The sequence below is a fragment of the Nocardiopsis sp. ATB16-24 genome, from assembly GCF_030271535.1.
GTDB lineage: Bacteria > Actinomycetota > Actinomycetes > Streptosporangiales > Streptosporangiaceae > Nocardiopsis.
On record NZ_JASCXJ010000004.1, the window covers coordinates 1 to 26153 of the forward strand.

Sequence of the window (26153 nt, forward strand, 5' to 3'; positions counted from 1 at the left end):
CGCGGACCGCGCCGCCCCGAGGCCGGTGCACGCCCGCGCCCCTCGGCACGCGCCCAGACCAGGGGCCCGCGTGAGGCGCGCGCCGACCGCACCGGCGGTGGCCCCCGACGACGTCCGGCGTCACCTCCTCCCCTCCCTCCGTTGCTGCGCCGCACCTTCCGGCGAGGCGAGCCGCGTAGGCGCATCAAGGTCGGCGGGATCCTGATCCTGGTGGTCCTGCTGCTCTTCGCCGGACGCCTGGTCCAGATCCAGGGGCTGGAGGCCGACCACTACGCCGAGGCGGCCTCCAACACGCGTCTACAGACCATCGACATCCCCACCCTGCGAGGCCGGATCACCGACGCCGAGGGCGCTCCGTTCGCGCTGTCGTTGGAGGTGCGCACCGTCTTCGTCGACCCGGAGGAGGTGGAGGAGGACGAACGCGCCCGGCTCGTCGACGAGCTCGCCGACCGCTTCGACCTGGAGGAGGACGAGGTCGCGACCAAGGTGGACGCCCGCCCCAGCCGTTACCAGGTGGTCGCCCACGACGTCCTGCCCGAAGAGTGGGAGGAGCTGAAGGGTCTGGGCTTTTCGGGTCTGGGTTCGGAGGTCGACTACCAGCGGGTCTACCCCGAGGAGACCGGAGCCGCCGACCTGATCGGTTTCGTCGGTGACGAGGGGCACGGCCTGGAGGGCCTGGAGGGCTATCTCGACGGGATCCTCGCCGGCGAGGCGGGCAAACGCCGTGTGGAGGTGGGGCTGGGCGGCACCCAGATCCCCATGGCCGGCGGTCTGGCCCAGGAGCCGGTGCCCGGACAGGACGTGCGACTGACACTGGACCGGGACATCCAGTGGTACGCGGCCCAGACCCTCGCCGACCGGGTCGAGGAGTTGGACGCCGAGGCGGGCAGCGTCATCGTGGAACGTGTCGGCACCGGCGAGATCCTCGCGATGGCCGACTATCCCACCTACGCCCAGGGCGACATCTCCGACAGCGGACCGAGGGAATGGGCCAACGGTGCGGTGAGCGAGGTCTTCGAACCCGGCAGCACCAACAAGGTCATCACCCTGGGCGCCGCGCTGGAGGAGGGGTTGATCACGCCGGAGACGGTGTACACGGTGCCCTACAGCATCGAGTACTACGACCGGACCTTCCGTAACTCCACCGACAACGGGACCCAGCGCCTCACGGTCAACGGCATCATGGCCCAGTCCAGCAACGTCGGCACGATCAAGATCGCCGACGAGGTGAAGGCGGACACCCTGCACTCCTACATGAAGGACTTCGGGCTCGGTCAGCCGACGGGACTGGACCTGCCGGGCGAGGAGGCGGGGGTGCTCACCGAACCGGAGAGCTGGTGGGGCACCCAACTGCCGTCGGTCTCCATCGGACACGGTCTGTCGGTGAACGCCGCGCAGATGGCGTCGGTGTACTCCACCATCGCCAACGGTGGGGTACGGGTGGACCCCCGGGTGGTCGCCGGGACCGTGGACCCCGACGGGGAGTTCACCCCCGTGGAGGAACCCGAGCGGCGGCGCGTGATCAGCGAGGAGACCGCCCGACGGCTCGCCCTGATGCTGGAGGCCGTCACCAGCGACGAGGGCACCGCTCCCCAGGCGCGTATCGACGGGTACCGGGTCGCCGGGAAGACCGGCACGGCCAACCGGTTCGACCCGCAGACCGGAAGCTACGAGGGCGGCGGCTACACCGCCACCTTCGCCGGTTTCGCGCCCGCCGACGATCCGCAGGTGGTGGTGCAGGTGGTGTTGCACAACCCCCAGGGGATCTATTACGGCGGCGAGGCCGCCGGACCGGTGTTCAACGACATCATGTCCTTCGCCCTGAAGACGCTGAGGGTCCCGCCGACGGAGACCGACCCGCCCGCCATCCGGTTGTTCGAGGACGAATCGGCCGGCTAGAGGTGATGCCCCGGCACGTGGGTGACGAACGAAACGCCGCACCGGGCCCCGGACCGTGGCCCTTCACGACCCCGTGGGCGCCGGAACGGAAGGACCCCGCCGCCCCGACGTAAGCAGGGTTCTAGGCGGGGCCGGAAAGGCCCAGGTGGGCGCGCACCGCCCTGATGTGCTCGGGGCCGGTGCGGCAGCATCCGCCCACGAGCACGGCTCCGGCGGCGTGCCAACCCGCGGCGGCCCGCCCGAACTCCTCCGGGTCGCTCGTGCCGGTCCAGCTCCGGCGCGCGGGACTCCACACCTCGCCGGAGTTGGGGTAGGCCACCGTGGGCAGGCCCACCTCGGCCACGGAGCGCACCAGTGCCGGGACGTGCCGGGGGGCGGTGCAGTTGACGCCCACCGCCACCAGACGTCCCGCGGTGTGGAGCGGGGCCAGGGCACGGGCCGCCTCGCGCATGGGGGTGCCGTCGCTGATGCGTCCGCCGTCCCGGCAGGAGAAGCTGATCCAGGCACGGGCACCGGGGGTCTCCTCCAGCAGCCGGGCGAGGGCCAGCGCCTCGGGCAGTGACGGAATGGTCTCGCAGGCGATCAGGTCGGCTCCGGAGTCGGCGAGCACCCTCCAGCGCTCCCGGTGCCAGGAGTACAGGTCCTCCTCGTCCAGACCGTAATCGCCGGTGTACTCCGAGCCGTCCGCCAGGGCCGCTCCGTAGGGGCCGATCCCCGCCGCCACCAGGCCCGAGCCGAAGGCGTCGCGTTCGGCCCGGGCCAGTTCCACCGACCGGGCGATCAACGCCAGGGCCTCGGCCCTGTCCCGGCCTCGCGCGATGAACGCGGACACGCTCGCCTGGTACCCGGCGGCGATCGCCACGTCCGCGCCGGCCTCGAAGTAGTCGCGGTGCGCCCGGCGGATCAGCTCGGGTGCCTCGGCCAGGAGTCGGGCCGACCAGAGCCCGCCGCCGAGGTCGCAACCGTAGGCCTCAAGGCGGGTCGCCAGCCCTCCGTCGAGCACCAGCGGACGTTCGTCCACGGATGATCCGCCCATGGCCCCTCCCCGGTTCGAGGTCTCCTCCAGCGTAAGAGCGACGAAGACCGGCGAACCGCCCGGCCCGCTCCGAACCGCGTGCGCCGGGCACCCGCTCGGGGAAACCGGCGCCGACGCAGCGTGGAAATTACCGACGGGCCCTCCACAACGGTTACCCTCCACACGTGCCACCGGTAATGCGACCTGAACACACGCCACTTCGTCCTCTGTCCGCCCTCGCGACGCTGCTCGGGCCGGACGCCGTCCTCCTGCGCCCGGATCTGAGCGAGGACCGGCCCCCCGAGGTACCCGACAGGGAGGTGCACGTCCGGGGGATCACCCACGACTCACGACGAGTGGGCCCCGGCGACCTGTACGTCGCGGTACCGGGCACCCGCGTACACGGCGCGGATTTCGCCTCCCAGGCCGCGGAGGCCGGTGCCGCCGCCGTCCTCACCGACCCCGAGGGCGAGGACAGGGCCGTGGCCACCGGTCTGCCCGTGATCGTGGTCTCCGACGTCAGGGCCGCGTTGGGCGAGGCCGCCTCCTGGATCTTCAAGGAGCCCGCGCGGGAACTGCTGCTGATCGGGACGACCGGTACCAGCGGCAAGACCTCCATCACCTACCTGCTCGAATCGGGTCTGCGCCACGCCGGGATGCACACGGGTCTGATCGGCACGGTGGAGATGCGCGTGGGCGACGAGCGTGTCGACTCCTCCCTCACCACCCCCGAGGCCACCGACCTGCACGGCCTGTTCGCCCTCATGCGCGAGCGCGGTGTCGCCGCCGCCGCGATGGAGGTCTCCAGCCACGCCCTGGCCCTGGGGCGGGTCGGAGGCGCGCACTTCGACGTCGCGATCTTCACCAACCTGTCCCAGGACCACCTGGACTTCCACTCCGACCTGCGCGACTATTTCGACACCAAGGCCCGACTGTTCACGCCCGAGTACTGCGACATCGCGGTGGTCAACGCCGACGACCGCTTCGGTCGCGCGCTCGTGGACATGGTGCGGGCCGAAGGTCGTGTCCCCGTCACCACCTTCGCCGTGGAGGGCCACACCGACGCCGACCCCGCCACCGCAATGGAAGCCGACTGGACGGCCGTGGACGTGGACCTGGGCGCCACCGGCAGCACCTTCCGCATCGTCGGGCCCGGTGGCATGGAGGCCTCCGCCTCCGTCGCCCTGCCCGGCCCGTTCAACGTCTCCAACGCCATGGCCGCCATCGTCGGTCTGGTCGAGGCCGGTCTGCCGTTGGAGAGCGCGATCGCCGGTGTGGCCGCGGCCCCCGGCGTGCCCGGTCGCATGGAGCCGGTCGTGGCACGCGACGTTGCGCACGTCTCCCAGGACTTCACCGCGCTCGTCGACTACTCCCACAAACCCGGCGCCATCGAGGCGGTGCTCAACGCCCTGCGCGCCACCACCGAAGGCGCGGTGACCATGGTCGTCGGCTGCGGAGGAGATCGTGACCGCGCCAAACGTCCGCTCATGGGAGAGGCCGCCGCGCGTCTGGCCGACCGGCTCATCATCACCAACGACAACCCCCGCACCGAGGACCCCGTCGCCATCGCCGCCTCGATGCTCGAAGGGGTGACCAAGGTCCCCGAGGACCAGCGCGCGCGCGTCACGGTGGAGTTCGACCGAGCCGAGGCCATCCGCCTGGCCGTCGAACGCGTCCGTCCCGGCGACGTGGTGGTGGTGGCCGGCAAGGGACACGAGACCGGTCAGTACGTCAAGGGCGAGGTGCTGCCCTTCGACGACCGCGAGGTGTTGCGTACGGCCATCGAGGAGCACCTCGGCATGAGCGCCCGTGAACGCCTGGGCGTGGCCCTCCAGGACGTCCACAGGCTCCCCGGGGAGGCCTGACGGGTCGCCCCTCCAGGCCGGTGACGTCCCGCCGGGGCGTGGTCGTGGACCGCGCCCCGGCGCCCGTGGACCCGGTACGGCGCGCGCCGACGGTCACGAAGTGGAGCATATTGCTGCGCACAGGGCTCGGCGGGACCCCGGACGCCCCAACATGTTCTAAGGTAGGTCCGGCAATCGCAGCCCAACCGCCCACGGTGGCGTCCATGGCGTAGCCCGCCAGTGCGGTCCAGGTGGGCCCGGTGCGGCATCCCGCGCACGGTCTCCGCGGTGCCATCCCCTGACCTGACTCCGGCCGGGTGGCCAGCCGCCTCTGTGACGCCGTGGACCCGGGCCTGACATGAGGAGTGGATTTGATCGCGCTCACGCTCGATCGGATCGCTGAGATCACCCAAACCGCCATCGGCGGATCAGCGCGCCCCGACGCCGTCGTCGACGGCCCAGCGATCATCGACTCGCGGCAGGCGACGCCTGGCGTGCTCTTCGCCGCCCTGAGCGGTGAGCGCGTCGATGGACACGACTTCGCGGCCGCCGCCATCCAGGCCGGAGCCGTGGCGGCACTGGTCTCCCGGCCCGTCGACGCACCGCACCTGCTGGCCGAGGGAGGGGACGAGGGCGTCGTCGACGCCCTGGCCCGACTCGCCCGGTACACCGCCCAGGAGCTCAGCGACCCCCGACGCGGAGCGGAACGGACCGAGGTCATCGCGGTCACCGGATCCTCGGGCAAGACCACAACCAAGGACCTCATCGCGCAGGTGGTGAGCCGTAGGGGACCGACCGTGGCCCCCGCGGGCTCGTTCAACAACGAGATCGGCCACCCCCTCACGGTGCTGCGTGCGGACACCGACACCAGGCATCTGGTCCTGGAGACGGCCGCGCGCGGCATCGGACACATCGCCCACCTGTGCGGTGTGGCACCGCCCAGGATCGGTGTGGTCCTCAACGTCGGCAGCGCCCACATGGGCGAGTTCGGCGACCGCGACGCCATCGCCAAGGCCAAGGGCGAGCTGGTCGAGTCGCTCCCGTCCGCCTCCGACGGCGGCGTCGCGATCCTCAACGCCGACGATCCGAAGGTGAGCGCGATGGCCTCGCGCACCCGGGCGCGCGTGGTCTCCTACGGGCTGGACGAGGAGGCGCACGTGCGCGCCACCGACGTGGTCCTGGGCGGCTCGGGCGCGCCTTCCTTCACCCTCCACCTGGGAGGGCGCCGGGCCCGGGTGGACCTGACCCTGGTCGGCGCCCACCAGGTCTCCAACGCGTTGGCCGCCGCGGCCGTCGCGGACGAACTCGGTATGGGCATCGACGCGATCGCCGAGGCCCTGGGCGCCGCGACCCCGGTCAGTCGATGGCGCATGGAGGTCACCGAGCACGCGGGGGCCACCCTGGTCAACGACGCCTACAACGCCAACCCCGAGTCCATGCGGGCGGCGTTGACCACTCTGGGCGCCCTCGCCGAGGGACGCCGTTCCCTCGCCGTGCTGGCCCACATGGCCGAGCTCGGCGAAGAGGGGCGCGCCGAACACGAGAAGATCGGTGCGCTGGTCGCCGCCACCGGCGTGGCCCACCTGATCGTGGTCGGCGAGGCGGCCGAGGGGATCGCGGTCGGAGCCGAGGATCTGGCCGGACAGGGCCTGTGGAAGGGCGAGTGCGTCCGGGTCGCGGACGCCTCTGAGGCAGCAACGGCGCTGCGCGAACGGTTGCGCACAGGAGACGTCGTCATTGTGAAGGGATCACGCGTGGCAGCGCTCGAAAGGGTCATCGACCTCATCACCGAGGGGGATGTCCAGTGATCGGCATCTCCATCGCATCAGCGCTGTCGCTGATCGTCTCCATGGCGCTGATGCCCCCTCTGATCAAACTGCTGTACCGGTTCAAGTTCGGCCAGGAGGTACGCGACGACGGCCCCGAGGGTCACAAGACCAAGCAGGGCACGCCCACCATGGGCGGCATCGTCATCATCCTGGGCGCGGTGGTGGGCTACTTCGGCTCCCATCTGGTGCTGTGGCTGATCCAGCCCTCCGCCTCCGGGCCCACCGCCTCCGGCCTGCTGGTGATGTTCCTGTTCGTCGGTATGGGATGCGTCGGCTTCCTCGACGACTTCATCAAGATCTACAAACGCCGCAGCCTGGGTCTGCGCAGTGGCGCCAAGATGGTCGGTCAGGCCATCGTGGGCGTGGGCTTCGCCTACGGCGTCACCATGTTCCCCAACGGCTACGGCTACACCCCCGCCGCCCCCAGCCTGTCCTTCCTCCGTGACTTCGGTCCCCCGCTGATGATCGGCGTGTTCGTCCTCTGGGCGCTGTTCCTCATCGTCGGCTTCTCCAACGCCGTCAACCTCACCGACGGCCTGGACGGTCTGGCCACCGGTGCGACCATCCTGTCCTTGGTGGCCTACGTCATCATCGGCAACTGGCAGCTGCGCCAGTCCTGCGTGGCCTACCTGTCCGACAGCTGCTACACCGTCCGCGACCCCCTGGACCTGGCCGTGGTGGCCGCCGCCGTGCTCGGCTCCTGTATCGCCTTCCTGTGGTTCAACGCCCCGCCCGCCAAGATCTTCATGGGCGACACCGGTTCCCTGGCCCTGGGCGGTCTGATCGTCGGCCTGGCCATCACCACCCGCACCCAGCTCCTGCTGCTGCTCATCGGCGGTCTGTTCGTCATCATCACCCTGTCGGTGATGATCCAGATCACCTCCTTCCGTCTCACCGGCAAGCGTGTGTTCCGCATGGCGCCGTTGCAGCACCACTTCGAACTCAAGGGCTGGGCCGAGCCCACCATCGTGATCCGTTTCTGGATCATCCAGGGCCTGTTCGTGGCGATCGCCATCGGGCTCTTCTACCTGGAATGGATGCCGAGGTGACCGCGGTGGACGACACCCGCAACACGTCGACGAAGAACTCCGGGAGCACGGACGCCTTCGACGGACGGAAGGTCTGCGTCGCCGGGCTGGGCGTTTCGGGGCCTCCCGTCGCCCGGGCGCTCCTGGCCCGCGGAGCCCGCGTGAGCGTCGTCGACGGCCGGGACGACGACACGGTCCGACCGGTCGCGGACGCGCTCCGCGAGGCCGGTGCCGAGGTGATCCTGGGCGGGACCCCCCTGCCCGAGGACTGCGACGTGGTCGTCACCTCGCCCGGCTGGAGGCCCACATCACCGCTGCTGGTCCGCGCGGCCGAGGCCGGGATCGAGGTCATCGGCGACGTCGAGCTCGCCTGGCGACTCAAACCCGCCGACCAGGTGTGGCTGGCCGTCACCGGTACCAACGGCAAGACCACCACCGTGCGGATGCTGGAGGCCATGCTCCGCGCCGACGGCCGTGACGCGTTGGCCGTCGGCAACGTCGGGACCCCCGTCATCGACGCCGTCCTGCCCGACGCCGACGGCCACGTCCACGACATCCTGGCCGTGGAGCTGTCGAGCTTCCAGCTGCACTGGTCCTCCAGCGTGCGCCCGCACGCCGCGGTCGTCCTCAACGTGGCCCCCGACCACCTGGACTGGCACGGTGGACTGGAACCCTATGCCCGCGCCAAGGGTCGGGTGTTCGCACGCGGCACCATCCGTGTGGTCAACACCACCGACGACTGGTCCTCACGCCTGGCCCGGGAGGACGGCGACCCGCACGCCCCGATGGTGGGTTTCGGGCCGGACACCCCCAAGGCCGGCGGACTCGGCGTGGTCGAGGACCTGTTGGTGGACCGCGCCTTCGTCTCCGAACCGCACGACAACGCGGAGGAGCTGGCGACACTGGACGACGTGCGCCCGGCCGCACCGCACAACGTCGCCAACGCCCTGGCCGCCGCCGCGCTGGCGCGCTCGGTGGGGGTGGCGCCCGGGTCGGTGCGCGCCGGACTGGCCGCCTTCGAGCCCGAACCGCACCGCATCGCCTTCGTGGCCACCGTGGGGGGCGTCGACTACGTCGACGACTCCAAGGCCACCAACCCGCACGCCGCCGCCGCGTCACTGGGCGCCTATCCGTCCGTGGTCTGGGTGGCGGGCGGCCTGCTCAAGGGCGCCGAGGTCGACGAGCTGGTGAGGATGGCCGCCGACAGGCTGCGGGGCGCGGTGCTGATCGGAGCCGACCGCGCGCGCCTACGCCGAGCCCTGACCGAGCACGCGCCGAAGGTCCCCCTGATCGAGGTCGAGGCCGAGGGCGTGCCCGAGGGCCGCACGGTCATGGACGAGGTGGTCGCGGCGGCCTCCTCCCTGGCGCAGGAGGGCGACACCGTACTGCTGGCGCCGGCCGCCGCCTCCATGGACATGTTCACCGACTATCCGGAACGCGGACGGCTCTTCGCCGAGGCCGTCGAACGCATGCTCTGAGTGCGCGCCGTGTGACCGTACGCCATGAAGGGCGCGCGGAAGACCACCGGCGTGCCCTCCGTCACCGTCTTCACGGCCAAAGATGGCCAACACGCGGGAAATGTCCGCGGTTCCCCGCCCACGCTTACGCAAGTATGGGGACGCTGACTCGTGCGGAGGGTGTGGATGGCGGCGACGACGGCGGCTCCCAGGACGGCTCGCTCCAAGGAGCGCGCGGCGACGAGGGTGACAAGGGGGCGCGCGCAGGCACAGGGGCGTGAGCGCACCCTGTGGAGGGAGTGGGCCCGGTCCCTGGACCGGCCGCTCACGTCCTACTACCTGATCCTGGGCACCGGCGTTCTGCTCATCGGACTGGGTCTGGTGATGGTGCTGTCGTCCACGATGGTCAACTCCATCACCGAGACCGGCTCGGCCTTCTCCATGTTCCAGAAGCAGTTGGTCTCGGCGGTCATCGGTCTTCCCCTGATGTTCCTCGCCTCACACATGCCCCAGCAGGTCTTCCGCCTGATCGGCTACCCGGCGATGATCGTGTCCGCGGCACTGTTGCTGCTCACCGTCTTCCAGGGCGTGGAGATCAACGGGGCCACACGGTGGCTGGACATCGGCGGCCTGGTCGTGCAGCCCTCCGAGCCCGCCAAACTCGCCTTCGCGCTGTGGGGGGCCGGCATCCTGGCCCGCAAGGACGAACTGCGCGAACTCACCGAGTGGCGGCACCTGCTCATCCCGCTCCTGCCGGGCTGTGGCCTGCTGGTGCTGCTGGTGCTGTTGGGCTCCAACCTGTCCACGGCCCTGGTCTTCCTCATCACCTTCCTGGGCCTGTTGTGGGTGGTGGGCGCTCCGGGCAGGCTCTTCGTGGCGATGTTCGGCCTGGTCCTGGGCCTTGCGGTGATCGCCATCGCCGTCGAGCCCTACCGCATGGCGCGTGTGACCAGTTTCCTGGACCCCGGCTCCGACCCACTGGGCTCCGACATGCAGTCCCTGCACGGGCTCTACGCCCTGGGCACCGGCGGGCTCCTCGGGGTCGGCATCGGCGAGAGCCGTGAGAAGTGGGGGTTCCTGCCCTTCGCCGAGTCCGACTTCGTCTTCGCCATCATCGGGGAGGAGTTCGGTCTGCTCGGCTCCCTGCTGGTCCTCATGCTGTTCGGCGTGCTGGGCTACGCGGGGCTTCGCGTGGCCTTCCGCGTCAAGGAACCCTTCCCGCGCCTGGCCGCCTTCGCCATCGTCGTCTGGATCCTGGGACAGGCCATGATCAACGTGGGCGCGGTCATCGGCCTGTTGCCCGTCACGGGGGTCCCCTTGCCCCTGGTCTCCTACGGGGGCTCGTCGCTGATCACCACCATGACGGCCCTCGGTGTCCTCCTGGCCCTGGCCAAGACCGAACCACAGGCGTACAAGGCCCTGGCGGCCAGAGGTCCGAGTTGGCCGCAAAGGGCTCTAAGCTGGCTGGGTCTGGACAACGTCGCGGCCTCGGTGAACAACCGCGTCGGTGCCGCACCTTCCAGGCGCGCCGCCACGGCAGGCGGCTCGCGTACGGCGGGCGCACGTGGTGGCGGGACAACGGCCAAGCACAGAAACGGACCCGTCACGGCGGGTGACGGTCCAAGGAGGAATCGGCGACGATGAGGGTAGCCCTCGCCGGAGGCGGCACGGCCGGGCATATCGAGCCCGCACTCTCCCTTGCGGACGCGCTGCGGCGCATCGACCCCAGTACGGAGATCCTCTGCCTGGGTACCGAGCGGGGTCTGGAGACCCGGCTGGTGCCCATGCGCGGCTACGAGCTGGGATTGATCCCGGCCGTCCCCCTGCCGCGCAAACTCACCCCCCAGCTGCTCACCGTCCCCGGTAAGCTCGCGGGCGCGCTCGGCGCGGCCGGCGAACAGCTGGACCGGTTGCAGGCCGACGTGGTCGTCGGCTTCGGCGGGTACGTGGCCACCCCCGGCTACCTGGCCGCCAGGCGCAGGCGTATCCCCATCGTGGTGCACGAGGCCAACCCGTTGCCGGGCCTGGCCAACCGTCTGGGCGCGCGCCTGACCCCGCACGTGTACACCGGTCATCCCCACACCCAGATCCGCAACGGCCGCTTCGTCGGCATCCCCTTGCGCCAACAGATCACCACGCTCGACCGGTTGGCCATGGGCGACAAGGCACGCGCCTACTTCGGTCTGCGCCACGACCTGCCCACCCTGCTGATCTTCGGCGGCTCCCAGGGCGCCCAGCGCATCAACGAGACCGCCTACGCCGCCCGGGACGCCTTCCGCGACAACGGTGTCCAGGTCCTGCACGTCGTGGGACCCAAGAACGCCGAGGAGCCGCAGGACCTCACCCAGGACGGGATCCCCTACGTCGCGGTGCCCTACGTCGACCGCATGGACATGGCCTACGCGGCCGCGGACATGGCCATGTGCCGCTCGGGCGCGATGACCTGTGCCGAGTTGACCGCCGTCGGCCTCCCCGGAGCCTTCGTGCCGCTGGCCATCGGCAACGGTGAGCAGGCACTGAACGCCGAGCCCATCGTCCAGGCGGGCGGTGGTCTGATGGTCGACAACGCGGAGATCTCCGTGGAGTGGATCGTGCACAACCTCATCCCCCTGCTCACCGACACCGACCGGGTCGTGGCCATGTCCGAGGCGGCAGCTCGGATGGGGCGCAGGGACGCCGACATGGAACTGGCCAGGGAGGTCAGGGCGATCGCCCTCGGCGACAAGCCCACCCCCGAGATACCGGTGCCCGAGGACGAGGGCGACGAGGCGGCCTTCTACGACGACGGGAAGGACGCACGATGAGCCTCGTCCCCCGGACCGAACCGGTACCGGTCGACAAGCTCGGGCGTACGCACTTCATCGGTCTGGGCGGCGCGGGGATGTCCGGTATCGCCCGTGTCCTGCTCCAGTCGGGCGTGGAAGTCTCCGGAAGCGACGCTCGCGACAGCCGAACCCTGCGCGAGCTGGAGGAGATGGGCGCCGAGGTCCATGTGGGTCACGCCGCCCGGAACCTCGGCACCGCCGAGACGCTCGTGGTCTCCTCGGCCATCCGCGAGGACAACCCCGAACTCGTCGAGGCGCGTCGCCGGGGCCTGCGCGTACTGCCCAGGGCCGCGGCCCTGGGCGCGCTGCTGCTGGACCGTGTGGGCATCGCCGTCTCCGGGACCCACGGCAAGACCACCACCACGTCGATGCTCACGGTCGTGCTCCAGCACCTGGGGGCGGAGCCCGGTTACGTGATCGGCGGCAAGCTGGTCACCACCGGCCTCGGCGCCGACGCCGGTGTCGGCGACGTCATCGCGGTGGAGGCGGACGAGAGCGACGGCTCCTTCCTCATGCTCTCCCCGAAGATCGCGGTGGTCACCAACGTCGAAGCCGATCACCTGGACAACTACAGCGGCATCGAGGAGATCCACGCCAACTTCGCCTCCTTCGTCGACCGGGTCGAGCACACCCTCATCGTGGGCGTCGACGACCCGGGAGCACGTCGGGTGGCCGAACTCGGACGCGAGCGCGGCAAGAAGGTGGTCACCTACGGTGAGGCGGAGGACGCCGACTACCGGGTCAGCCGGGTGCGGGCGCGCGGCTTCACCACCGAGTTCACCATCCGGCCCGCCGGAGGCGAACCCGTCGAGGGCACCCTCGCCGTTCCCGGTCGGCACAACGTGCTCAACGCCGCGGCCGCGGTCGCGGTCGCCGACGAGCTGGGGCACGACCTGGAGGTGGCGGTGGAGGGCATCGCCGACTTCGCCGGAGCGGCGCGCCGCTTCGAGCCCAAGGGCGAGGCGGGGGGCGTGGCCGTCTACGACAGTTACGCCCACCACCCCACCGAGATCGAGGCCGACCTGCACGCCGGCCGGGCGGCGCTGGAGTCCTTCGCCGCACAGGCGCGCGAGGAGGGCCGAGAGCACGCCGGAGGACGGGTCGTCGCCCTGTTCCAGCCGCACCTGTACAGCCGTACCCGTTTCTTCGCCGAGGAGTTCGCCGCCGCGCTGAGCCTGGCCGACGAGGTCGTGGTGATGGAGGTCTACGCCGCCCGGGAGGACCCCGAACCGGGCGTCACCGGAGAGCTCATCACCTCCCGTGTCGCCCATGACCGCGTGTACTACGTTCCCGGACGTGAGGCGGCCGTGCGCAAGGTGGCCGCGTTGGTCCGCTCCGGGGACCTCGTGCTCACCATGGGCGCGGGCGACGTCACCGACCTGGGCCCGCGCATCGTGGAGGCCGTCGCGGAGGCGGCCGACGACGTGCGGGACGGCTAGGGAGCGCTCGCCGAGCCCTCCTTCCTCCGACGCCCCGAGGTCGTGCTCGCGTGCGCCCCTTCCCGTCGAGGCCGCGGCCGACCTCCGGGGCGGAGCCATCGTGTTCGAAAGTCCCCGAGGGCGGGAACCTTCGGCATCGCGGGCCCGGGACGCCACGTGGGACGAGCATGAGCCAGGGAGGACACAGGTGGAGGTAGAGCGCGAAGAGACGGCCGGAGAGCCCGGAGCGCGTCGGATGTCCGACCCTTGGAAGGCCGCCTTCGTGGCGTTGCTGGTGGTCTTGCTGGTGTGCGTGGTCACCTGGATCCTGTTGGGGTCCCGTCTGCTCGTGGTCCGCGACGTCCAGGTCACCGGGGTGGAGAGGGTCTCGGCCCAGGAGGTGGTCGCGGCCGTGGACGTGGCCACGGGCACCCCCCTGCTCAGGGTCGACCTGGAGGAGAGCGGTGCCAGGGCCGAGTCCCTGACCCTGGTGGAGTCGGCCACGGTCACGCGGGGGTGGCCCGCGACCCTGGAGGTCGAGGTGATCGAACGACGACCCCTGCTGGCCGTTCGGGCGGGGGAGGAGTACCGGCTCGTGGACGGGGACGGCGTACGCATCGAGGACTCGCCCGAACGCCCCGACGCCCATCCGCTGGTGCGTGTCACCGGGGAGGTCGAGGGCAACGACGCCGTGCGGGCCGCCGCCGACATCGTCGAACGCGTACCGGACTCCCTCATCGCCCGGATCCACCTCATCGACGCCACCGCACCGGACATGATCACCGTCGAGTTCGGGGACGGCTCCCTGGTCGAGTGGGGCTCCCCCGAAGGGACGGCCGAAAAGAGCGAGATCCTCGGGGTGCTCATGGACGAGCACCCCCCGCGTGAGGGGCGCGTGTACGACGTGTCGGTCCCTGATCTGGCCATCATCAGGTGAAGTGGTCGCCAGGTACGGCAAAAGGAAGAGGCGCGACGGGCGCGGACGACCCGTGTCCCGGCCGGGCCGGGCAGGCCGGGGTGAAGGCGCGCGGACCGGCTCCGGTACGGTGCGCGGGACGTTCCAGACGCGACGCGCCGGGCGCGCACATCGCCTCCCCGCGTCGTACGACGTTAGGCTGAGGTCATCATCGGTTGCCCGTGGTCGGCGGTCCGCTTACTGTCGGGAAGCACAACCAACGGCAAAGAAACAGCAAAACGAGCTTTTCGGGTACGCGGGAACCGCTCTCTCCCGTCTCACGGTGGATCACACCGGCCGGAGACGGAAGGGGCAGCGGTACCCGCGACCCGGGGGTTCCCCGGCCACGGAGTCGCCTACGACCCGCCGGGGAGCCCGGAACGCACACTGTAGAACTGGATGCCGGTCCGGCCGTGTCCGGTGGTACGGAAGCCACCGGACACGGTCGCCGAACGGCATATGCGAGCGGAAAGGCCCCTCGTCGTGGCAGCACCGCAGAACTACCTCGCGGTCATCAAAGTCGTCGGCATCGGCGGCGGCGGTGTCAACGCCGTCAACCGGATGATCGAAGAGGGGCTCAAGGGCGTCGAGTTCATCGCCATCAACACCGATGCCCAGGCGCTGTTGATGAGTGACGCCGACGTCAAGCTCGACGTCGGTCGTGAACTCACCCGTGGCCTGGGCGCCGGAGCCAACCCCGATGTCGGACGCAAGGCGGCCGAGGATCACCGTGAGGAGATCGAGGAGGTCCTCAAGGGGGCCGACATGGTCTTCGTCACCGCGGGTGAGGGTGGCGGTACCGGAACAGGCGGCGCGCCGGTCGTCGCCAACATCGCCCGCTCCCTGGGAGCCCTCACCATCGGCGTGGTCACCCGTCCCTTCGGTTTCGAGGGCAAGCGGCGCGCCACCCAGGCCGAGTCGGGAATCGCGATGCTCCGAGAGGAGGTCGACACACTCATCGTGATCCCCAACGACCGGCTGCTGTCCATCTCCGACCGCCAGGTCAGCGTCCTGGACGCGTTCAAGGCGGCCGACCAGGTACTGCTCTCCGGTGTGCAGGGCATAACGGACCTGATCACCACACCGGGCCTGATCAACCTGGACTTCGCCGACGTCAAATCGGTCATGTCCGGCGCGGGTTCGGCGCTCATGGGCATCGGTTCCGCGCGCGGGGACGACCGAGCGGTCGCGGCGGCGGAGATGGCGATCTCCTCGCCGTTGCTGGAGGCGAGCATCGACGGTGCCCACGGCGTGCTGCTGTCCATCCAGGGCGGCTCCGACCTGGGTCTGTTCGAGATCAACGAGGCGGCGCAACTCGTCGCGAACTCGGCGGCACCCGAGGCCAACATCATCTTCGGCGCCGTCATCGACGACGCCCTGGGCGACGAGGTCAGAGTCACCGTCATAGCGGCGGGGTTCGACGAACCCGAGGTCGCCGCCCCGATCGTCAGGGAGCGTCGACCGGTGGACCCTCCTGAGGCCGACGTCCCCAAGGCAGGCATCACGTCCGGTAAGGAGGAGCCGTCCGCACCGGCGGCGCCCGCCACCTCGGACGCGAACCGGACGTCGGCCACCAGTATGCCGTGGATCACTCAGAACCGTCCGGAGGAGTCCGCCTCCGAGGCGGTCCGTCCGTCCACGCCGCCGAGCCGGCAGCCGAGCCAGCAGCGCCCGGCTCCCACCGAACCCGCTCCTCGCAAGGACGCCGACCCGGCCGAAGCGGGCCCGGGCACGTGGACCCCCGCCCGCGGCACGACCTCTTTCCCGGCCCAGACCCCTCCCGCCGAGCCGGCCCCGGCCGAGGAGTCACGGACGGGGAAGGAGGAGTCCACGACGGAGGAGGACCGGTCCGGCCGTGTCCACGCCGTCACCGACTCCACCGCCGAGCAACGTGGAGAGACCCCCACGCCCAGGCGCCGGGTCATCTTCGACGACCCTGACGACCTGGACGTACCGGAGTTCCTGAAGTAGACCGCCATGGCCCGGCGGCGAAGGGCCGCCGGCCGGGCGGGGCCGTTCCTTCGGAAGGAGCCGGAGGGCGGTGGTAGTGTCCTGGACCGAGGGGACGGCGGGGCCGGACCTTTCCTCCTCGTGACCCGTGTCCGGGCGGGATCGACGGCGCCCGCGCCGGATCCAGGGCCCGCCCGTGGGACCGGGCCGGGGAGCCCCGTCCCGAAAGACCGGGGAGGACACGAACGGATGGGCGACGTCATCGACCTGGGGCACGGCTTCCGCGCCGCCGTCACAGAGCGACACGGAGGCGTGAGCGTCCCACCGTACGATTCGCTCAACCTGGGACTGGGCTCGGGAGACGACCGGGAGGCGGTGCTCGCCAACCGTGAGATCGCCGCACGCGACCTCGGCTTCGACGCCGACCGTGTCGTGTGGATGGACCAGGTGCACGGCCCCGACGTCCTCGTGGCCGCCGCACCCGGTGTCGTGGGCGTCTGCGACGCCGTGGTCACCACCCGCCCGGATCTCGTCCTGGCCTCGCTCTCCGCGGACTGCCTGCCCGTTCTGGCGGTGGAGGCCCACGCGGGGGTGTGGGGCGCGGCCCACTCCGGACGTCTTGGCACCGCACACGGTGTGGCCGCCAACCTGGTCTCGGCCATGGTCGGGCAGGGGGCGCGCGTGGACCGGATCACCGCCTTCCTCGGCCCCGGCATCTGCGGCGGGTGCTACGAGGTGCCGCCACAGATGAGGCGGGAGACCGCTCGGGACACCCCCGAGGCGGCCTGTACCACCCGCGCGGGCACCGCCGGGGTGGACATGCGCGCCGCCGTCACCGCCCAGCTGGGCCGTGCGGGCGTCGACGACATCAGGGTGGACGGTCGCTGCACGCTGGAGAGCCCCGAGTTGTTCTCCCACCGTAGGGACGCGCCGACCGGGAGGTTCGCGTCCTTCGTCTGGCGGACCTGACCGTCCCCCGGTGGACACGCCCCGTGGACCGTCGGAACGGCCGGTTCCCCGGTGCCGGGCGGCGCACCGGTTCCGTGTAGTCGTACGAAGGTACGGGCCGGCAGCGCGACCCGTCCAAGGAGGAAAGACCGTGACACACCCCGACCCCGCCCGCGTCGAACAGGTCCGTGCCGGACTCGCCGCCGTGCGCGACAGGATCGAGGCCGCCTGCGACAGGGCCGGGCGCAGCCCCGAGGAGATCTCCCTGGTCGCGGTGACCAAGACCTACCCGGCCTCCGATGTGCGAATTCTCGCTTCGCTCGGAGTGACCGACGTGGGGGAGAACCGTGACCAGGAGGCCGCGCCCAAGGCCGCGGAGACCGCGGACCTCGGTCTGACGTGGCACTTCGTCGGCCAGTTGCAGACCAACAAGGCCAAGTCGGTGGCCTCCTACGCCGATGTCGTGCATTCGGTGGACCGTGCCAGGCTGGCCCGGGCGTTGGGAGGACGCGCCGCCGAGGCGGGTCGCCGGTTGACCTGCCTGATCCAGGTCAACCTGGATCAGGACTCGCGCGCGGGGGTGATCGGTCCGCGAGGGGGAGTGGACCCCGACGACGCGCTCGAACTCGCCGCGCGCATCGAGGAGCACGAGGCGCTCACCCTGGGAGGGGTGATGGCGGTCGCTCCGCGCGAGGGTGATCCCTCCGTCGCGTTCGCACGTCTTCGTGAGGTCGCGGGTCGTGTCCGTGATCGCTATTCTCTGGCGACGATGATCTCGGCGGGGATGAGCGGGGATCTCGAAGCGGCGATCGAGCAAGGTGCGACACACCTGCGACTTGGTGCGGCGTTGCTCGGCAACAGGGAACCGATCGTGGGGTAATGTCCCCACATAGACCTTGGAACCCGTCTGTGGAGTTCGCCCGAATGGGCCTGCGCCACCGGGCACGGGGCCGGAGGGGTCAGTACGGAGGAGTCGGCTGCGGTGAAGGCCGCGGGGACGACGGAGGACATGAGATGGCCGGCGCGATGCGCAAGATGGCGGTCTACCTCGGCCTCGTGGAGGACGACCGTTACGATCACCGCTATGCGGACGAATATGATGAGTTCGACGATTTCGACGAGGGAGTGGAAGACCAGCGCGAACGGGACGCCGGCACCCCCCTGGACGAGGAAGTACGAGGCGACGCAGTGACGGACACCGGCGGCTACCTGGGTACAGGTGAACGACGCGGTGGTACGACGGCGACCGCCTCCACCGCCGACCTCGCTCGAATCACCACGCTCCACCCCCGCACGTACAACGAGGCGCGTACTATCGGAGAGCACTTTCGAGAGGGTACGCCTGTGATCATGAACCTGACCGAGATGGTCGACAGTGACGCCAAGCGTCTGGTCGACTTCGCGGCTGGTCTGATCTTCGGTCTGCATGGCAGTATCGAACGCGTCACCAACAAGGTGTTCCTGCTGTCCCCGGCCAACGTCGAGGTGACCGCCGAGGACAAGGCACGGATCGCCGAGCGAGGGTTCTTCAATCAGAGCTAGAACATCACATTTGTCCACAGATTGGGTCGGAGAACGACCGTGAGTATCGTCCTGTCCGTGCTGCTCTTCCTGCTACAGCTCTTCATTTTCGTGCTGTTGGCAAGGGTGATCCTGGAGATGGTGCAGTCCTTCTCCAGGACGTGGCGCCCCACGGGGTTCGTGCTCGTGATCGCTGAGGTCGTCTACACGATCACCGACCCGCCACTGAGGTTCCTGCGTCGGTTCATCAAGCCGGTACGCCTGGGGAGCATCGCGCTCGACCTGAGCGTCCTGGTCCTCTTCTTCGGGGTGTACATCTTGATGGCCGTGCTCAGGTCCTTCGTCTAGTAGGGAGGCGAACGGGGGGCGGGAAAACCGCCCCGGAATCCGTTATGTGGTCTTGGTCATGATCTGGATTGCCGTAAGGTCACGATCAGGTAGCGTCCCTACGGACAGACTCCAAGCGCGCCAAGGAGACGAACATGCCGCTGACACCCGCCGACGTGCGGAACAAGCAGTTCAGCACCACCCGGCTTCGGCCGGGATACGATGAAGAAGAGGTCGACGCCTTTCTCGACGAGGTCGAGTCCGAGCTCGACCGACTGATCCAGGAGAACGAGGAACTGCGCGGCAAGCTGGCCGAGTGCCTGCGGGGCAAGGTGCCCAACGCCGGTATGCAGGACTTCCAGGAGCAGGGCCCCGAGCAGCACGAACAGATGCGCCCGGAGCCGGTCCAACCGCCGCAGGCCGTCGAGCCGCAGCCTCCGGCCCAGCAGCAGATGCCGATGACCGGCGCCAACCTCGCCATGGGCGGCGAGGAGAACATGGACACGGCCGCACGTGTCCTGGCCCTGGCCCAGCAGACCGCCGACCAGGCGATCTCCGACGCCCGCCGTGAGGCCGACGAGACCCTCGGCCGGGCCCGCCACGAGTCCGAGGACATCCTCGGCAAGGCCCGCCGTCAGGCCGACCAGATCATCGGTGAGGCCCGCGCCCGTTCGGAGAACCTGGACAGGGACGCCCAGGAGCGCCACCGCCAGGTCATGGGAAGCCTCGTCCAGCAGCGCGAGGAGCTGGAGCACAAGGTCAACGTGCTCAAGGACTTCGAGCGTGAGTACCGCAGCCGCCTCAAGGACTACTTCGAGCGTCAGCTGCGTGAGCTCAAGAGCGAGGAGGAGAAGGCCCAGGAGATGAACCCCAACACCACGGGGGGATTCCAGACGATGGCCCCGCAGTCCGGTGGGACGCCTTCTCTCCAGCACGGACCCAACCCGTTCGGTCAGCCCGAGCCCGCCCAGCACGGCGGATTCCACCCGGGCGAGGCACCGCACGAGCGTCGCTGACGATCCGGCGGCATGGTGCTCCGCACAACTGAAGACTCCGGCACAACGTGTGTAAAGGCCCTGGTCGACCCGTGATCCTTAGCATCCTCGCTACCGTGGCGGTGCTGGCGGCCATCGCCGTCATCACGGCCGCCCTGCTCCTGGCCGAGACGGTCCTGGTGTACATCGCACTGGGACTGGCGGGCGCGAGCGTTCTGCTCTTACTGGGGGCGTTCGTCCAGGACAGGTTCGGCGGGGGTGATCCGGATCGGACGGGCGGTTTGGGGAAGGCGTCCGTCCAGGTCGCGGCCTTCTCCGGTGTCGAGGCACCGGCGGGAGCACACGTGGCACCGGAGCACTCCGGGCGTGCGCCCGTACCGGTCCCCGGGCCGGTGCGGGAGGCTTCGGAGTCCGAACCTCCCCTGTGGCCGACTTCGGAGGGTGAGGACTCCGGCCACGAGGATCCGGAGTACGAGGTCCCCCGCTGGCAGACCCCCACGGCCCGGGACTGGCCGGAACCGGACACGGCCGAAACCGGCCCGACGGTGGAGGGCTCCCGTTGGCGGACCCCCGCCGAGGACGGCCGGCCGACACAGGCCCAGGCGTCCGAGGAACAGGACGACCTCGCCGACGGCGAGGTCTCCGACGGGTTCGTCCCCCGACCCGCCGACGACGAACGGACCCAGGAGACCCCTGAGCCCTTCCACGGCTCTTCGGGCTCCTCCTCCGACGAGACGGAGGACCACGTCGACGTGGAGGGCCGTGACGGGGACGCAAGGTCCGAGGAGGACGAGTCCCCGCTCGACCACGACGCCCCCGGATCCTCCGACGACATCGACGGGGAACCCGTCGAGGACGGTGCCGATCCCGTCACGGAGAAGACGCCGGAAGCCCAGGACCCTCCTCCGCGGTCCGAGGACGAGGACGTGGAGAAGGACCGGAACGGCGACGACACCGGAACCTTCGAGAACATCGCCTCCGACGACACCTCCGTCGAGAGTGGGACGGCGGAGGAGGAACCCGAACCGGAGGCGTCCTCGCCCGGTGGGGTAGACGAGGCCGAGGAGGACGTCGACGCGTCCGTGGGGGAGGAAGAGGAGGCCCGTTCCTTCGCCTACCGGATCCCCGGCCGTCCTTCGGAGGAAGAGGACGAGGGGGGCGTCGACGCCCCGGACGTTTCCGAAGGCCCGCTCGTGTCCGAGGACGAGGTGTCCCGGGACGAGGGGGGCGCCGAGGACGGCCACGAGGGCCCCCGGGAGCGGGGGGACGGTGGAGAGGAGACCTCCGAGGACACGGAGGATCCGAGGAAGGACCACGGCGAACAGTCCTCCGACCCTGACGTGACCGCGGTCTTCGCCTACCGGATCCCCGGCCGCGAGGAACGGGAGGACGGCCCGGAGGAGGACCCCGACGCCGAGGAGACGGCGGAGTTCGTCCGTGAGGAACGGCAGGACACCGCGAGACCGGCCGAGGAGGAACCCGTCGCCGCCTACGCCGCCGCGGTGGACCGTGACGAGGAGACCGACGAGAAGCGCTGAACCGACGAAGGGGCGCCGCCCACCCGAGGTGGGCGGCGCCCCTTCGGCTTCACGGGTGCGTCAGGCCTTGCGGAACGCGAAGACCACACCGAACTCCTCCGAAGAGACGGTGTACAGGTCCTGGGCCGGCTCGCCCGGGGCGAAGCCCTCGGCCAGCACCTCGGCGGCGATCGCCTTACCGTGCTCGTCGAGCGTCGACGCGGTGACCTCGTCCGTGGCCGACCACCACACCTCGATGCGGTCCGACACGTCCAGGCCGCTCTTCTTCCGGGCGTCCTGCATCATACGGACCATCTCCCGGGCCAGGCCCGCACGGCGCAGCTCCGGCGTGAGGTCGAGGTCCAAAGCGACGGTCTCCCCGGACTCGGAAGCCACCGCCCACCCCTCGCGCGGCTGCTCGGTCACCAGGATCTCGTCGGAGTTGACCTCCACCGGCTCGCCCTCCACCGTCACCCGGGCCCAACCGGTGTCACGCACCTGCCGCACCAGGGCGGCCGGGTCCGCGGACTGGACGGCCCTGGCCACCAGTGGCGTGCGCTTGGCGAAACGCTTGCCCAGCGCACGGAAGTTCGGTTTCACGACGTAGTCCACCAGGTCGCCGCCCACCGAGGACAGGGCGTCCAACGAGGTCACGTTCAGCTCGTCCGCGATCTGGTCGCGCAGCTGCCCGGGCAGGGCCGCGAAGCCGGGGGCGCCGACCAGGGCGCGTGCCAGCGGCTGGCGGGTGCGCACCGCCGAGTCCACCCGGGCGGAACGGCCCAGCTCCACCAGACGCCGGGTCAGCGCCATGTTCCGGGACAGCTCCGGGTCGATGAGGTCCTCGCGCACCTTGGGCCAGGAGGCCAGGTGGACCGATTCCGGCGCGTCCGGACGACGCAGGGCCGACCACACGTGGTCGGTCAGGAAGGGCACGATGGGCGCCATGAGCAGCGTGACGGTCTCCAGCGCCTCGAAGAGCGTGGCGAAGGCCGCCAGGCCCTCGGGTGTGTCCGCCCCTCCCCAGAACCGGCGTCGGGAGCGGCGCACGTACCAGTTGGACACGTCGTCGACGAACGAGGTCAGGCGGCGACCCGCCGTGGCGGTGTCGAAGGAGTCCAACGCCTCGGTGACGTCCCGCACGACCTCGTTCAGCTCCGACAGCAGCCACCGGTCCAGCAGCGGTCGGTCCTGCGGTCGGGGAGCCGCGTCCAGCATGGAGTGGTCCCAGCCCTGCCCGGCGTTCGCGTACAGGGTCAGGAACGACGCGGTGCTGTAGTAGGTCAGCAGCACCTTGCGGACGATCTCCTCCAGGGCGGCGTGACCCACCCGGCGGGCCACCCAGGGCGACCCGCTGGCCAGCATGAACCAGCGCAGCGCGTCGGCGCCGTGCCGGTCCATCACCGGGATGGGCTCCATGACGTTGCCCAGGTGCTTGCTCATCTTGCGGCCGTCCTCGGCGAGGATGTGGCCGAGGACGACCACGTTCTCGAAGGAGTTACGGCCGAACACCAGGGTGCTCACCGCCAACAGCGAGTAGAACCAGCCACGGGTCTGGTCGATGGCCTCGGAGATGTACTGCGCCGGGAAGTTCTCCCGGAAGACCTCCTCGTCGCGGTGCGGGGCGCCCCACTGGGCGAAGGGCATGGACCCCGAGTCGAACCAGGCGTCGATGACCTCGGGCACGCGGCGGGCCACACGCTGTTCCTCGGGGAGGGAGGGGTCGGCGTCCGGGTCGGGGATGACGATGTCGTCCACGTAGGGGCGGTGCGGGTCCAGGGCGGACAGGTCCTGGCCGCTGAGGCGGCTCAGCTCCTCCAGGGAACCCACACAGATCTGACGGCCGTCGGGGAACTCCCAGATCGGCAGCGGTGTGCCCCAGTAGCGGTTACGGGACAACGCCCAGTCGACGTTGCCGCGCAGCCACTCGCCGAAACGGCCCTCCTTGACGTTCTCCGGAACCCAGTTGGTGGCCTGGTTCTGCTCGATGAGCTCGTCCTTGACCGCGGTGGTGCGGATGTACCAGGACGGGACCGCGTAGTACAGCAACGCGGTGTGGCAACGCCAGCAGTGCGGATAGGAGTGCTCGTAGTCCAGGTGCCGGAAGAGCAGACCGCGGTCCTTGAGGTCGCGCACCAGGGTCTTGTCGGCCTCCTTGAAGAACGTTCCGCCCACCAGGGGCAGATCCGCCTCGAAGGTGCCGTCCGGCCGGACCGGGTTGACCACGGGCAGACCGTAGGCGCGGCACACGAGCATGTCGTCGGCACCGAAGGCGGGCGACTGGTGCACCAGGCCGGTGCCGTCCTCGACCGTGACGTAGTCGGCGAGGACGATGTAGTGGGCGGGCTCCTCGAAGGGCACCAGGTCGAAGGGGCGCTGGTAGGTCCAACGCTCCATCTCGTCGCCCTCGAAGCTCTCGCCGGTGAGCTCCCAGCCCTCGCCGAACACCTTCTCGAACAACGGGCGGGCCACGAGGAGGCGCTCCTGGCCGTCGGTGGCCACGACGTACTCCACCTCCGGGTGCACGGCCACGGCGGTGTTGGACACCAGCGTCCACGGGGTGGTCGTCCACACCAACAGGGAGGTGGGGTGCTCCGGGGAGGCCAGGGGGCCGGAGGTCACCGGGAAGCGCACGTACACCGAAGGGTCGGTGACGGTCTCATAGCCCTGGGCCAGCTCGTGGTCGGACAGCGTGGTCCCGCAACGCGGGCAGTAGGGGCTGATCCGGTAGTCCCGGACCAGCAGGCCCTTCTCCCAGATCTGCTTGAGGGCCCACCAGACGGACTCCACGTACTGCGGGTCCATGGTGCGGTAGGCGTCGTCCATGTTCACCCAGTAACCCATGCGCTCGGTCATGGCGGTGAACGCGTCCACGTTGCGTAGCACGGACTCACGGCAGCGGGCGTTGAACTCGGCGATACCGAAGGACTCGATGTCCTTCTTGCCCGACAGGCCCAGCTCCTTCTCCACGGCGACCTCGACGGGCAGACCGTGGCAGTCCCATCCCGCCTTGCGGTCCACGTGGTAGCCGCGCATGGTGCGAAAACGTGGGAAGACGTCCTTGAACGCGCGGGCCTCGACGTGGTGCACACCCGGCTGACCGTTCGCGGTGGGAGGCCCCTCGTAGAAGACCCAGTTGGGGCCGCCTCGGGTCTGGTCGAGCGAGCGCTGGAAGACGTTCTCCTTCGACCATCGGTCGAGGATCTCGCGCTCCATCGCGGGCAGGTCGATCTGCGCGGGCAGCTGGGGCAGTGCGCGCCGTTCGGACCGGGGGTCGTGGGCCACCGTCGTACCTTTCCATCAGGGATCTTCCTGACGGAGGGACGAGGCGCACGGCCCCGCGGTACCACCCTCCTTGGACCCCGGCCGTGCCGTTGGACGGCGGGTCCCTCTTCGTTGCGCTGTGCCGGTTCTACTGGGGCGTGCGGCGCGCGCCCGCCCGTTCTTCCGGCGGCTCCGGGGTGATCTTCGTGCTGGTCGTGCCCCCGGGCTCGCACCGCCCCCGGGTCGCTTGGTCGGATCAGGCCTTCTAGGCTGTGTCCGTCCGGTCGGGGCCAGCACTACTCGTCCCCATCGACACCTGGAGTCAGGATAACGCAGCGGGTGGAACCCGTTGCGCGGTTCACGGAAGGGAGCGCCGTGGTGGAGGACGTGCGGGGCGCGGTCCTGGTGACGTTGTCGGACCGGGAGGACGCCGAGGAGTTGGCGGAACAACTCCTGGAGCAGGGCTATGAGCCCTGCCTGGTGCACCGGGACATGCTCGCGGGCGAGGACGACGCCGAGGACGTGGACTGGGTGATCGAGGTGCGGACGGGACCGCACGGCGGCTCCGCGGTGTTCGACGAACCCCATCTGGCGGCGTTGGCGGAGGACTACGGGGGCTTCGCGTCCCAGGGATGACCCCCCGGTCCCGCACCATGTGCGAACGGGTCGACGCGTTCGGACGCGGTCGTCACCATGCCCCACGGCGGGGAAACCGACGGGACCGTCACCGAGGAGGGGCCGATCAACGGAGTGGTCCTGCCCCGGATGCGCTACCGCAGGATTTTCTGAACAGGCCGTCCGGCCCGGGTCTTTGCCTTGCGGCGGCGGGATTGCCTACGCTGCCCGCACCGCTCGCGGTGCCGTCCACAGGCAGAACCCGTGACCAGCGGGTTCGGCGGGACCGAGCCGTCTGGAGGAGATGTGATGGAGGCCACCGACGCCGCCAGGATGCAGGTCCGACCGGGGGAGGAACCCTGGACGCACGAGGAGGTCGCCCGGCTCCGGGCGCGGCTGGAGGAGGACGTCGCCGCCGCGAGACGGGAGGTCCGCGCGGTCGAGGCCGGGTTCGCCGAACTGCTGGAGGACCCGGTGGAGGGGGCGGGGGACGATTCCGCCGACACCGGGGCCAAGGCGTTCCAGCGCGAACACGAGCTGGCTCTGGCCTACAATACTCGTGACCTGCTCGCCCAGAGCGAGGAGGCGATCGAACGGATGAACGCGGGAACTTACGGGATCTGTCGGTCGTGCGGACAGGCTGTCGGAAAGGCCCGTCTCCAGGCTTTTCCGCGCGCCACCCTGTGTGTCACCTGCAAACAGCGCGAGGAGCGTCGCTGACTGAGGTAGAGCCCTCCGGGGACCAGAAC

The 26153-nt window shown here is 70.2% G+C and carries 20 protein-coding genes; 18 read left to right on the forward strand and 2 right to left on the reverse strand.

Annotation, left to right across the window (positions count from 1 at the left end; genetic code table 11):
• Positions 1-1899, forward strand: a 1899-nt coding sequence (locus tag PFX91_RS06225; protein WP_502888265.1) for a peptidoglycan D,D-transpeptidase FtsI family protein, incomplete at its 5' end; no start/stop codon positions are given.
• 121 nt (positions 1900-2020) lie between these two features.
• Here the strand turns inward: PFX91_RS06225 and mmuM are convergent.
• Positions 2021-2935: a homocysteine S-methyltransferase gene (mmuM, locus tag PFX91_RS06230; protein ID WP_285730110.1), complete on the reverse strand. Its 915-nt coding sequence runs from the start codon at positions 2933-2935 to the stop codon at positions 2021-2023.
• A 176-nt stretch (positions 2936-3111) separates the two neighbouring features.
• Between mmuM and PFX91_RS06235 the strand changes: the two genes are divergently transcribed.
• From PFX91_RS06235 to PFX91_RS06305, 15 genes are all read left to right on the forward strand, one after another.
• A complete protein-coding gene (locus PFX91_RS06235) occupies positions 3112-4779 on the forward strand; it encodes a UDP-N-acetylmuramoyl-L-alanyl-D-glutamate--2,6-diaminopimelate ligase (protein ID WP_285730112.1) in 1668 nt (555 codons plus the stop codon).
• Between the two features lie 350 nt (positions 4780-5129).
• Positions 5130-6566, forward strand: coding sequence for a UDP-N-acetylmuramoyl-tripeptide--D-alanyl-D-alanine ligase (locus PFX91_RS06240; RefSeq protein ID WP_285730114.1), 1437 nt, complete (start codon positions 5130-5132; stop codon positions 6564-6566).
• A gap of 41 nt (positions 6567-6607) precedes the next feature.
• Positions 6608-7636 (forward strand): phospho-N-acetylmuramoyl-pentapeptide-transferase, encoded by a 1029-nt coding sequence (gene mraY / locus PFX91_RS06245; RefSeq protein WP_502888274.1) that lies wholly within the window; start codon positions 6608-6610, stop codon positions 7634-7636.
• Positions 7621-9093, forward strand: coding sequence for a UDP-N-acetylmuramoyl-L-alanine--D-glutamate ligase (murD, locus tag PFX91_RS06250; protein WP_285730116.1), 1473 nt, complete (start codon positions 7621-7623; stop codon positions 9091-9093). The genes mraY and murD overlap by 16 nt, the downstream gene beginning before the upstream one ends.
• 165 nt (positions 9094-9258) lie before the next feature.
• Positions 9259-10716, forward strand: coding sequence for a putative lipid II flippase FtsW (gene ftsW, locus PFX91_RS06255; RefSeq protein ID WP_285730117.1), 1458 nt, complete (start codon positions 9259-9261; stop codon positions 10714-10716).
• A complete protein-coding gene (gene murG, locus PFX91_RS06260) occupies positions 10713-11876 on the forward strand; it encodes an undecaprenyldiphospho-muramoylpentapeptide beta-N-acetylglucosaminyltransferase (RefSeq protein WP_285730118.1) in 1164 nt (387 codons plus the stop codon). The genes ftsW and murG overlap by 4 nt, the downstream gene beginning before the upstream one ends.
• The gene (murC, locus tag PFX91_RS06265) at positions 11873-13336 is read left to right on the forward strand and encodes a UDP-N-acetylmuramate--L-alanine ligase (protein WP_285730119.1); all 1464 of its coding nucleotides are present in this window, start codon (positions 11873-11875) and stop codon (positions 13334-13336) included. Before murG ends, murC begins: the two co-directional genes overlap by 4 nt.
• 235 nt (positions 13337-13571) lie before the next feature.
• On the forward strand, positions 13572-14252 hold the full coding sequence (locus tag PFX91_RS06270) for a cell division protein FtsQ/DivIB (protein ID WP_285730120.1): 681 nt from the start codon (positions 13572-13574) through the stop codon (positions 14250-14252).
• Between the two features lie 501 nt (positions 14253-14753).
• A complete protein-coding gene (ftsZ, locus tag PFX91_RS06275; RefSeq protein WP_285730121.1) occupies positions 14754-16241 on the forward strand; it encodes a cell division protein FtsZ in 1488 nt (495 codons plus the stop codon).
• Positions 16242-16469: 228 nt separating this feature from the next.
• Complete coding sequence (pgeF, locus tag PFX91_RS06280; protein WP_285730123.1) at positions 16470-17189, forward strand: peptidoglycan editing factor PgeF; 720 nt, start codon at positions 16470-16472, stop codon at positions 17187-17189.
• A 130-nt stretch (positions 17190-17319) separates the two neighbouring features.
• Complete coding sequence (locus PFX91_RS06285) at positions 17320-18048, forward strand: YggS family pyridoxal phosphate-dependent enzyme (RefSeq protein WP_285730125.1); 729 nt, start codon at positions 17320-17322, stop codon at positions 18046-18048.
• Positions 18049-18182: 134 nt separating this feature from the next.
• Positions 18183-18710 (forward strand): cell division protein SepF, encoded by a 528-nt coding sequence (locus PFX91_RS06290; protein ID WP_285730127.1) that lies wholly within the window; start codon positions 18183-18185, stop codon positions 18708-18710.
• 39 nt (positions 18711-18749) lie between these two features.
• Positions 18750-19037, forward strand: coding sequence for a YggT family protein (locus PFX91_RS06295; protein ID WP_285730129.1), 288 nt, complete (start codon positions 18750-18752; stop codon positions 19035-19037).
• A 134-nt stretch (positions 19038-19171) separates the two neighbouring features.
• The gene (locus PFX91_RS06300; protein WP_285730131.1) at positions 19172-20032 is read left to right on the forward strand and encodes a DivIVA domain-containing protein; all 861 of its coding nucleotides are present in this window, start codon (positions 19172-19174) and stop codon (positions 20030-20032) included.
• 71 nt (positions 20033-20103) lie between these two features.
• Positions 20104-21549, forward strand: a complete 1446-nt coding sequence (locus PFX91_RS06305) for a hypothetical protein (RefSeq protein WP_285730133.1) — start codon at positions 20104-20106, stop codon at positions 21547-21549.
• Between the two features lie 60 nt (positions 21550-21609).
• Here PFX91_RS06305 and ileS read toward each other — a convergent pair whose 3' ends face one another.
• Positions 21610-24810, reverse strand: coding sequence for an isoleucine--tRNA ligase (gene ileS, locus PFX91_RS06310; protein WP_285730134.1), 3201 nt, complete (start codon positions 24808-24810; stop codon positions 21610-21612).
• A gap of 354 nt (positions 24811-25164) precedes the next feature.
• Here ileS and PFX91_RS06315 point away from each other — a divergent pair, with 354 nt between their 5' ends.
• Positions 25165-25425 (forward strand): divalent-cation tolerance protein CutA, encoded by a 261-nt coding sequence (locus tag PFX91_RS06315; RefSeq protein WP_285730135.1) that lies wholly within the window; start codon positions 25165-25167, stop codon positions 25423-25425.
• Positions 25426-25713: 288 nt separating this feature from the next.
• Entirely contained in the window at positions 25714-26124 is a 411-nt protein-coding gene (locus tag PFX91_RS06320) for a TraR/DksA family transcriptional regulator (RefSeq protein WP_285730136.1), read from the forward strand.
• Positions 26125-26153 lie beyond the last annotated feature (29 nt).

Coding starts and splice junctions, on each gene's coding strand:
- mmuM (WP_285730110.1), bottom strand. CDS start 2,935: ATGGGCGGATCATCCGTGGACGAACGTCCGCTGGTGCTCGACGGAGGG.
- PFX91_RS06235 (WP_285730112.1), top strand. CDS start 3,112: ATGCGACCTGAACACACGCCACTTCGTCCTCTGTCCGCCCTCGCGACG.
- mraY (WP_502888274.1), top strand. CDS start 6,608: ATGGCGCTGATGCCCCCTCTGATCAAACTGCTGTACCGGTTCAAGTTC.
- murD (WP_285730116.1), top strand. CDS start 7,621: ATGGATGCCGAGGTGACCGCGGTGGACGACACCCGCAACACGTCGACG.
- ftsW (WP_285730117.1), top strand. CDS start 9,259: ATGGCGGCGACGACGGCGGCTCCCAGGACGGCTCGCTCCAAGGAGCGC.
- murG (WP_285730118.1), top strand. CDS start 10,713: ATGAGGGTAGCCCTCGCCGGAGGCGGCACGGCCGGGCATATCGAGCCC.
- murC (WP_285730119.1), top strand. CDS start 11,873: ATGAGCCTCGTCCCCCGGACCGAACCGGTACCGGTCGACAAGCTCGGG.
- PFX91_RS06270 (WP_285730120.1), top strand. CDS start 13,572: ATGTCCGACCCTTGGAAGGCCGCCTTCGTGGCGTTGCTGGTGGTCTTG.
- pgeF (WP_285730123.1), top strand. CDS start 16,470: ATGGGCGACGTCATCGACCTGGGGCACGGCTTCCGCGCCGCCGTCACA.
- PFX91_RS06290 (WP_285730127.1), top strand. CDS start 18,183: ATGGCCGGCGCGATGCGCAAGATGGCGGTCTACCTCGGCCTCGTGGAG.
- PFX91_RS06300 (WP_285730131.1), top strand. CDS start 19,172: ATGCCGCTGACACCCGCCGACGTGCGGAACAAGCAGTTCAGCACCACC.
- PFX91_RS06320 (WP_285730136.1), top strand. CDS start 25,714: ATGGAGGCCACCGACGCCGCCAGGATGCAGGTCCGACCGGGGGAGGAA.